10 protein-coding genes are annotated in these 9,464 nt (G+C 34.6%); 5 read left to right on the top strand and 5 right to left on the bottom strand.

Annotation, left to right across the window (positions count from 1 at the left end):
* Positions 1 to 224 precede the first annotated feature (224 nt).
* Complete coding sequence (locus RTK36_RS16000; RefSeq protein ID WP_312048224.1) at positions 225 to 1,127, bottom strand: hypothetical protein; 903 nt, start codon at positions 1,125 to 1,127, stop codon at positions 225 to 227.
* Positions 1,128 to 1,555: 428 nt separating this feature from the next.
* Here RTK36_RS16000 and RTK36_RS15995 point away from each other — a divergent pair, with 428 nt between their 5' ends.
* From RTK36_RS15995 to rd, 3 genes are all read left to right on the top strand, one after another.
* Positions 1,556 to 2,761 carry an FprA family A-type flavoprotein gene (locus RTK36_RS15995; RefSeq protein ID WP_312048223.1) on the top strand — a complete coding sequence of 402 codons (1,206 nt, stop codon included), beginning with the start codon at positions 1,556 to 1,558 and terminating at the stop codon, positions 2,759 to 2,761.
* A gap of 209 nt (positions 2,762 to 2,970) precedes the next feature.
* Positions 2,971 to 3,789: a nitroreductase family protein gene (locus RTK36_RS15990; protein WP_312048222.1), complete on the top strand. Its 819-nt coding sequence runs from the start codon at positions 2,971 to 2,973 to the stop codon at positions 3,787 to 3,789.
* Positions 3,790 to 3,907: 118 nt separating this feature from the next.
* A complete protein-coding gene (rd, locus tag RTK36_RS15985) occupies positions 3,908 to 4,069 on the top strand; it encodes a rubredoxin (RefSeq protein ID WP_312048221.1) in 162 nt (53 codons plus the stop codon).
* A 439-nt stretch (positions 4,070 to 4,508) separates the two neighbouring features.
* Here the strand turns inward: rd and RTK36_RS15980 are convergent, their stop codons facing one another.
* Positions 4,509 to 5,405 (bottom strand): LysR family transcriptional regulator, encoded by an 897-nt coding sequence (locus tag RTK36_RS15980; RefSeq protein ID WP_312048220.1) that lies wholly within the window; start codon positions 5,403 to 5,405, stop codon positions 4,509 to 4,511.
* A gap of 141 nt (positions 5,406 to 5,546) precedes the next feature.
* Here RTK36_RS15980 and RTK36_RS15975 point away from each other — a divergent pair, with 141 nt between their 5' ends.
* On the top strand, positions 5,547 to 6,437 hold the full coding sequence (locus RTK36_RS15975) for an alpha/beta fold hydrolase (RefSeq protein ID WP_312048219.1): 891 nt from the start codon (positions 5,547 to 5,549) through the stop codon (positions 6,435 to 6,437).
* Between the two features lie 568 nt (positions 6,438 to 7,005).
* Here RTK36_RS15975 and RTK36_RS15970 read toward each other — a convergent pair.
* The 3 genes from RTK36_RS15970 to RTK36_RS15960 form a co-directional block, all read right to left on the bottom strand.
* The gene (locus RTK36_RS15970; RefSeq protein WP_312048218.1) at positions 7,006 to 7,167 is read right to left on the bottom strand and encodes a hypothetical protein; all 162 of its coding nucleotides are present in this window, start codon (positions 7,165 to 7,167) and stop codon (positions 7,006 to 7,008) included.
* A gap of 571 nt (positions 7,168 to 7,738) precedes the next feature.
* Positions 7,739 to 8,164: a hypothetical protein gene (locus tag RTK36_RS15965; protein ID WP_312048217.1), complete on the bottom strand. Its 426-nt coding sequence runs from the start codon at positions 8,162 to 8,164 to the stop codon at positions 7,739 to 7,741.
* A 367-nt stretch (positions 8,165 to 8,531) separates the two neighbouring features.
* Entirely contained in the window at positions 8,532 to 8,849 is a 318-nt protein-coding gene (locus RTK36_RS15960; protein WP_312048216.1) for a hypothetical protein, read from the bottom strand.
* A gap of 433 nt (positions 8,850 to 9,282) precedes the next feature.
* On the opposite strand from RTK36_RS15960, the gene RTK36_RS15955 reads away from it, so the two are divergent.
* Positions 9,283 to 9,420, top strand: a complete 138-nt coding sequence (locus tag RTK36_RS15955; protein WP_312048215.1) for a hypothetical protein — start codon at positions 9,283 to 9,285, stop codon at positions 9,418 to 9,420.
* Positions 9,421 to 9,464 lie beyond the last annotated feature (44 nt).

The following is a 9,464-nucleotide window of genomic DNA, read 5'->3' as shown; positions in this document are numbered from 1 at the left end:
ATGGGAAGATAAAGTATCAGCCATATTGAAAAAAACCTCTATTTAGCTACGTTTTTTATTAATTAAATCTCGTATAGCTATACTCAATTGGGAAGAAGAGAAGCCCTAGAAAAACCAGAATAATGGTTATTGCCAGGGCTTTGTTTCATAGAAAAAAATCAGCAAGGGGGTATGAGTATAAATTTTGATGATGAAAATGATGATAAGTATGTTTCTTATTTCGGTTATTTTACGGACAAAAGGCTTTCGTCGTTACTTTCTAGTGGCTGTACATGGTATTGTTTTATTGGAATGGGCTGTTTTCTCGTCTTTATGATTCTTAACCAAACATATGAGACAAGTAATAGTAGATATATTTTCGCAGATAGAAAAGCTGTGGCCACTCCATAACCTTGCGCTAGATTTGATACTGCGCTACCGTCGGGAATCGTGGTCGCTTCCCATAGATCTATTCCAAATCCTGAAAAGCTAGAGAAACCCCAACCTAAATTGATAGCAATACCAAACACACAAATTAATACCATTAGAGGTACACTTGTGTAGGTTTGCAGCTTTTTCCAGCCCCTTGCGGAAAAATGTTTTCGTGCAAAGTGAAAAGATGTAATCCAGGGGATAAAAATAAGTATCAGTAAAATAACACCCAGAATGGCATAGGAAAAGAACAAAAATAGATTCATATTGACTAAGTTTTCCCAAGCCCATTTCATTGTAGGTAACCTCATCACGCCGTGACCTATCAGAATAAGACCACCAATGATAGACATCTCTTTTCGAATTGTATAAAGTTGCCGCACAAATTTCCATTTAGGCAATACACCGATAAACATAACAATCATAATAAAGGCTAACCCAATAACGGTGTCCAGGGCGAAGGAATGGGGGAGCCAAAGGAGTTCCCACCAGATGGTTTCGCCAATTTGATCATAAAGATTTACGTTCAAAAGATTCAGAATTCCGTAGGTGCAATACCACAAAAACAAAAGTGCTGGATAAATGTAAAAAATAGCACTATGTTTTTTTATGGCATTCTTAAATATGTAGATAAATAATAGAGTTAAAGCCAGCCCTTTCAGGATATCCGGGACACCTAGCCAGAAGAGGTTGTTTATGTAATTCAGTGCGTTCATGTAATTTGACCTACTTTCTCTCGCTGAAGTTTAAATTTGTTTGCATAAAAGTTAGTTGTAACTAACATAATAAGGAATTATTCTCTATTTGTCAATTGGAAAATTTCTTTTTCTTTGGGCAGTTGCAAAAAAGAAGGTAACATCTGGGATGATGTGCTTATTAAGTCATTTGAGAATAGCACATATTACAAGCTTACTCGCAAAAATTTTACTTATTGAGTGAACGTGTTTAGATCTATTAGAGGAATACATCACAGAGGGGACTTCTTTTATGTACAAACAAACAGCTAAATTTTGCTTAAATACAACAAGTATTGGAAAGTATATTAACAAACGCATGATTTTGGTTTATGATAAGTACAAGCATTTATTTTTTGGGAAGAAAAATTATATAACCCGGATTACAAAAATGGAAAGGGGCGAGAAATATGCATTGCTTGAAAAAAATAACAGATGATTTGACTTGGGTAGGTGGTAATGACCGACGTTTGGCAATGTTTGAAGGAGTATATTCTGTGCCAGATGGAGTTTCTTACAATTCCTATCTGATGTTGGATGAAAAAACAGTTCTTTTTGACACAGTAGACAAGGCAGTAAGCAGAGTTTTTTTTGAAAACCTAAATGAGGTGTTGGGCGAAAGAACTTTAGATTATTTGGTGGTCCATCACATGGAACCTGACCATTCTTTTACATTGGAAGAAGTGGTACTTCGTTATCCAAATCTTAAAATTATTTGTAATGCGAAAATTGTGTCAATGATTAAGCAATTTTTTGACTTTGACATTGATTCCCGTGCCATTATCGTGAAAGAAGGAGAGGAACTCTCCATAGGCAAGCATCAGCTGAAATTTTATATGGCACCTATGGTGCATTGGCCTGAAGTAATGATGACATACGATACTACCGATAGTATTTTATTTTCTGCGGATGCTTTTGGTTGTTTCGGGGCGTTAAATGGTGCTATTTTTGCAGATGAGGTGGATTTTCAGCAGAATTATATGGAAGAAGCTAGGCGATATTATTCTAACATCATTGGGAAATACGGATCTCAGGTTCAGGCAATTTTAAAGAAAATAGTACCCTTAGAAATTCGCTTGTTATGCCCATTACATGGGTTTGTTTGGAGAAAAGATATTGATATATACCTAGAAAAGTACGATAGATGGAGTAGCTATACTCCAGAAGAGGAAGGTGTGGTTATTGCATATGCTTCTATCTATGGAAATACTGAAAATGCGGCGGAAATATTAGCATCTCGTTTGTGGGACAGAGGAATAAAGGCCGTTATGTTTGATGTATCAGTTACCCATGCATCGGACATTATAACAGCAGCATTTCGTTACAGCCATTTGGCATTTGCTTCGACTACCTATAATAATGGTATTTTTGTTAGTATGGAAGCACTGGTATTTGATATTGTAGCACATAATTTACAAAACCGGACGGTGGCAATAATTGAAAATGGATCATGGGCTCCTAATAGTGGTAAGTTAATCCGAGGGGAGCTGGAAAAGTGTAAGAATATGAATATTTTAGAAAACAAGGTAAGTATTAAGTCAACCTTGAAAAAAGATCAGTTATCAGAAATTGATGACATGGCTGAAACCATAGCAAATACTTTAATCCAAAAATAGAGAGGCTTTTAATGATTTTGAGTGATAATTTCTTCGTTATTATTGCTGGATATACCCCATAAGAATGTTCATTTTCACCATTAATGATATTACATTAGCAAATGTAAATTGATCCAAATACTAATTTTCTTGTAAAAAAATACTATATATGGTATATTAAAAGTAGAAATTTGTTATTTATTCTAAAATGAAATGAGGAGGGCTGGGATTTGAATTATCAAACTCTTATTCTTAACACAAAGTCGGTAAGAGACTTTAAAAAAGATGTTGTAAAAAATGCAGATTTAAAAATAATTAAGGATTATGCAAACGATTGTAAAAGGCTAGTTTCTTCTATTGATTTTGAAGTTAGAATTATGTCAAATAATGAGGTGTATCTTACTTTAGATGGAATTGCAGGATACAAAGGGCATATGGTAGAGGCACCGTCTTACATGGTGTTATTGTCTACTGTGTCAAATGGTTACATTGAAAATGCCGGATATATTGGACAAGAATTGATTTTTAAAGCCACAGAAATCGGCGTGGATTCTTGCTGGGTAACCTTCTTGGATAGCAAGGCGGTAAAAGAAAAATTGAATCTGGTTTCTGAAAAAGAAGTTGTTGGAATTATCGCATTAGGTTTTGAAGATAATAAAGCAAAAGTAATAAAAACAACACTAAATTCAGCTTATAGACTTGGATTGGATGAAATTGTATATTTAAATGAATGGGGTAAAGGTGCGGACAACACTGCGTTGGAAGAAAGAGGAATTTTAGATGCATTTGCATTTGCAAGATTAGCTCCATCTGCTTGGAATAAACAACCTTGGAGATTTTTAATTCATGGTGAAAATGTAATTTTGGCAGTGAAAAAAGAGGAAGAAGTATATTCTTACGAAGAAAAAATTGCGGCAGGCGTAATTATGCTTTACTTTCAAGGGATTATTGACAGTACGCTGTTCCGTTTAAGCTGGAATTTGGAAGAACTAGTAAGTTCTGTTGCAATTCCCGATGATTTTAAAGTGGTTGGATATTGTAGTTTATAATTTTCTTTGAATCTTGAAACCATCTATGGGAAATATACCGAAGAAAGTTTAGATTAATAGAAACCAATACCCGAAAGGGATTTGGCAAATTTTATGTTTGAGAAGGAGACGATATCATATGAAGAAGTATGAATGTACAGTTTGTGGTTATATTTATGATCCTGCAATTGGAGATCCAGATCACGGCATTGCCCCAGGCACACCCTTTGAAAGCTTGCCTGAAGATTGGGAGTGTCCATTATGTGGTGTTGGAAAATCTGAGTTTGAAGTAAAAGAGTAATTTACATTATAAAAAAAGTATTTAGCTCCGGGTATGAAATTTGCCTTGGGCTATTTTTTGTTAAGAAGTAAAAATCTGCAGTATTTAGAATTTAAATAAGCATAGCATGTTAAAAAAAGCAATCCCCCTTGTGGTAGGTAGCTAGCATCTTGGATACACCATCAGGGAAGAACTGAGATACTTTTGCACTTGTAATGCCTCGCCCATGGTATATTTGTAAATTCATCAGGAGCTTCTGATGCGCAGGGATAATTTCGGGACCCATTGGGTCTCTGAGAATAAGAACTAGTCCTAATTTTGGATTAGGTCTTATTTTTATAAAGCAGAAGGGGTATACTATAATGTTTCTATTGCAAAACTGTTTTTCCAAGAGATATAAAGGAGAACGGTGTAAGCAGGTACTTCATATCTAAATTATTTTTCTAGATGACTGAAGTGCTTACTTAATGGTATTTTTCACTTCTATATGTTTTCGTACTATTTCCAGAAAGGCTGACAAGGCAAGGTTATGCCACTTATCTTTATGATAGACAACTTGGCTAAACATATTAAAATGATTCTCATGCCAAGGCAGTTGGCATAAAATACCGGATTCTATTTCATTTTCAACATAAACGTGAGGCAAGATTGTAATGCCTAAATTGGATATAGTATACTGTTTAATGGCTTGGAGATTATTGACCCCCATAATCAGAGGAGTGGTTTCAAGTTCTTTTAATTGTTCTTCAAATATGGCACGATAAGCACAACCTCGTTGTGTCAATATTATATTCTGTTTTGCAATATCCTCCAAGTAGATTTCTTTTTTTTGCGCAAGTTGGTTTTCTGGTGCGGCAACCAATGAAAGGGGTTCGTAAGAAATGATTTCTGCAGCCAGATTTGGCGGGCAACTTTTGGGACTTAATACAAATGCTAAATCGATCTCGTTTTGTTTAAGATCATCATATAGTTCATCCATATATTTAAATTTAATTTCAAGATTCACCTCTGGATAGGAGGCGCGAAATTCTTTAATTATGTCTGGAAGTCTTAAAATTCCAAAGGCCTCACTGGTTCCTATGGTCAGTTTTCCTGAGGGGATACCACTTTCAATATGCTGCGTGGCCTCTTGGCACAGATTTAAAATATTAATGGCGAATTGAAGAAACTGCTTTCCTTCTGAAGTAAGCGTTATTTCACGACCTAACCTATCAAAAAGCTTAAAGTCTAATTCCTTTTCCAAGGCTTGTATGTGTGTCGTCATAGTAGGTTGGGAATAATTCAATAATGCTCCTGCCTTGACAAAACTTTTTATCTCTGCAATCTTTACAAATGTTTTTAACTGCCTTAGCTCCATAAAGTGAGCTCCTTTCTACAAACAAAATTAATATTTTTAATCGAATAAATAGAAACTATCAATTTTACAAATAAATGTTATCATGCTAAATTAAAATTATCAAGTATAAAAGCCCTAAATAACGAAAGGAGATTGATATTTATGAAAAATCCAATACATTATGTGGAAACATCAACATTAGTTGTTGGCTATGAGGAAAGTGGACCGGTGAAAGGATACCCTGTTATTTTACAGCATGGATGGCCTGATGATGTTAGGACATGGGATAAAGTTGCGCCTATACTGAATAGAGAAGGTTTTCGCACCATTATGCCTTATTTAAGAGGTGTTGGGCCAACACACTTTAAAAGTCAGGGAACTATGAAAACCGGTCAGCTTTCTGCCATTGGAAATGATCTTGTAGAGGTTGCTGATGGATTGCAGCTTGAGAATTTTGCAGTTGTAGGCCATGATTGGGGTGCAAGAGCAGCTTATATTGCGGCATTTTTGCTTCCCCAACGTATTCAGCATTGTGTCTCTTTATCAGTAGGGTATGGAACGAATCTACCAGAACAAAAATTAAGCTTGAATCAATTAAAAAATTATTGGTATCATTGGTATATGGCCTTGGAGCCAGGGAAAATATTTTTAGAAAAAGAAAGAAAAGCTTTTTGCCGTTTTATGTGGGAAAATTGGTCTCCTTTTTGGGATTTTTCAGATGAGGAATTTAATGCTACGGCTGAGTCTTTTGAAAATGAGGATTGGTTTGATGTTGTTCTGCATTCATATCGTCATAGATGGGGCTTTGTTAATGGGGATCCCATGTACGATGGTTTGGAAAAAAAATTAAGTTCCAACCCCAAAATTACAGTTCCTACCTTGGTTTTACATGGTGATGCTGATATGTGCAACGGATTAGAAACCTCCGCCGACAAAGAAAGTTATTTTACTAGTGCTTATGAGCGAAAACTTATCAGCAAAGCTGGACATTTTCCTCAAAGGGAATATCCAGAAGTGGTGGCCAATGAGATTATAAGTTGGATTAAGAAATAGGAGTTCTATAAGTGTTATTTTGTGCTTAAGGTCTTTTATCAAATGAATTTAAAGAGATATAATACTAGCAATCAACGAGAAGTATTGCTGCATAACCAGCCGGCTGATTATCGATTCAGTCTTTGCTCAGCAGGATTTATTTAATATGAAAAGTAAAACCGCCCTATGATGGATTTTGTTTTCCATAATAGGGCGGTTTCGCTACATGTCTATCGGGAATAAACTTTTCATATGACTAATACAGCGATAATCTTTGCATTCAGTAGCGCCAGATTCTTTACGGTTACTGTGATAGCATATGCTTTTTATATCCCTAATCGAAATTTGGACTTGTGACTTGTCCTAAAAGCGTTGCAATTTGCCTATATGGTTCAAATTCCTTCAAGCATGTACTGTTTGTAATCCCACACGCTTCCATTTTTTCTGGTTGTTGAAGAACTCCAACTATAGGGTAATAATCCCTTTTTCACCCAAACAATCACTACGGGCAAACTTGCCGCTTGCCCGTAGTGATTGTTTCGTGAAGGATTTTAAGAAATTAGAAAAGAATTATTCCGGTTGCAATATATCATTGTTTATAGCCCACTTCTAAGCGTAATGTTTTCACATTTTCTAAGTGCAATGGCTTGTCATAAATAAATTCGTAGCTGGAAGATCCATTTCCTTGGTAGTATGACATCTCTCCATCTAATGCAACGTCGTTGACATAAATCCGAAACACTCGGGACACTTCAGTTCGCCTTTCAGGCGTATCATCATGTGCTCTGTCGCCGTATATGATGTTTCTATAAGGTGATATTAAATTTTGGAAAATCTTTATCCCCTTTTTCATCCAGATACATATAAGTAGTTACAGTTACGCTTTTATCGTATTTTTCCCCCTTCTATAAAAATGAAATTTTTAGTTATCAAAATGGCATCTCGCCCTACGTATTTTTGGTTAACAAACGTAACTTCAAACGGCTTGGCAAGTTCTCGAATTTCTGTTTTACTTTTTGGAGTCATTTCTACAATGATTATCTGTTGGAACTTATCCGTAGTATATTAGATATTCGGTTAAGTTCCTTAAAATTTTTACTCTATATCCAGAATGAAACCCCAACAAATAACAGCACCATCTAAAATAGGTCGACCTGAAGTTGTAAGCCTCACCGTTTTATTAAGCCTATTTGAAAGTCTTAAATCAGTTAAAGGATACTTAGATCTTGAATCTTTTTCAACAAAAGCTGCATAAACGGGACCACCATAATTTAGTTTTGAAACGACTCCTAGCCTTTGGCTGTTCAGGTAAATTACATCTCCTATTTCATTGTTTTTAAAAAGTCAACTAAATTATCGTCGTTTATTATTTTTCTATAGGAATCTTTTAGATTATTTCTAACACTTGCGAGAGGTTGATTGTCGTAGTCAAAAAGTACAAAGAACCGATAATCATCACCTTTAGTTTTTGAATATATACTTATTTCGTAGCTGGTTCTTCCATGAGCACTATATGCTGCAATTATATTTGGCATATATATACTTTTTATATCCTTTAAAATTGAGTATAACTCTTTTTTCTCTTGTTCAGTCAATTCAATTGTTGTATCACCACTTGGTTCTCTTTTTGTTATGTTTATGACAGTTTCATTATAATCTGGCAATGCTATGTTTGTGGGAATAAAACAATTATATACTATTATAGAGGCAAACAAAATGATTATTGTAATAATTGATTTTTTTTTCATAATCTACACCTATTTAGTTTCTAACAATGATTAAAAATAATGTTTTTATTATATAACGCATAGCATACGCTTTTTATATCCGCACTCTTGTGCATTAAAAATTAGTTTTGACAGAAGTTTGTATTTGAAGTACCTGTTAAGGTATCCCTAATTGTTACTCAAATTCTTAAAGAACCAAGTAATCACCCTCTTTTAATTTGTTATGTTAATGGCAGTATCGAGGTTACAAGACTAAGACCAGAAAACTCAATATTGGGAAGTCTCGTTCCATTTTTTGCAAGTGGACTTGTACAGTATGCTCTGTCACCAATAATACAATACAAGCAGTGTGCATCAACTGCCAGGTACATTGGTGTATCTTCAGTTGTCAGGGAAGAAAGAGCTTGTAGCATATCAATATCACTTTTTTTGAATATCCAATAGTGACTCGACCATCATCTAGTAATTTTGAAGCATAAATAAAGTTTGTAATTTTACCATTACTGATTATTGGAATCCAAAACTTCTTTGCATTTGGCTTATCGCCATCAAAAGTATGCACATATAGAGCATACTTCAAGTCAATATTAGGATACACCTCTTTTAACTTAAGACTAATATCTTGATCTAACTCGACTGAATCTACGTACAATGGTGAAACTGGATATACAGTAGGTATTTCATAGTCCACTACTGTATTCATCATTGCTGTCCTTTCTAAAAAAAGCTGCATTAGTCCATGTAGGATAATTATTACGAGTAGTGCAAAACAAGCTACAGTCACTCATTGTTTTTTTCTAAATTGATTTGGAGAAGCCTTTATAATATCTTTTATTTTATCAATAGCGTGGGATAAAGCTTCAACATTCATTTAATTAACACTCCTTGTTCCATTATTGACAAAATATAATTCAGTTCAAGTATTAGCACCCGTATAAATATAATTATTGCTAGCAATTTAAACATCATATAACTATATTTGGTTCATTTGTAGTATATCTTGTATGTAAATAATTGTTAATTTAGTAGCGGTTGTAGTAAGATATTTCGTTGCCTGTTTTTCAAAAAGCTTATTGTGGATAAAATAGAAGAGGATTACAACAAGGAAAATCAAGAGGTCATTCAAAGGTGTGTTGCAGATGAAAAGAACGGTAGCTACTAAGGAAGGGAAACATCAAGAAGAAGAAGTTTCAGCAGAAGAAAGCCCAGAAAATCATCAACCAGAAGAAATAGCAGAAATAGACCTAATCCCGAAATTGAGGATTAGGTCTATTTAGTACCATAAAAGTGTAAGTGTTAAGCACATCATTAGTGCTAAAAC

This window comes from Anaerotignum sp. (assembly GCF_031981185.1).
GTDB lineage: Bacteria > Bacillota > Clostridia > Lachnospirales > Anaerotignaceae > Chakrabartyella.
Note: the sequence above shows the minus strand (reverse complement) of the source record. Positions and strands in the feature narration are given on the sequence as shown.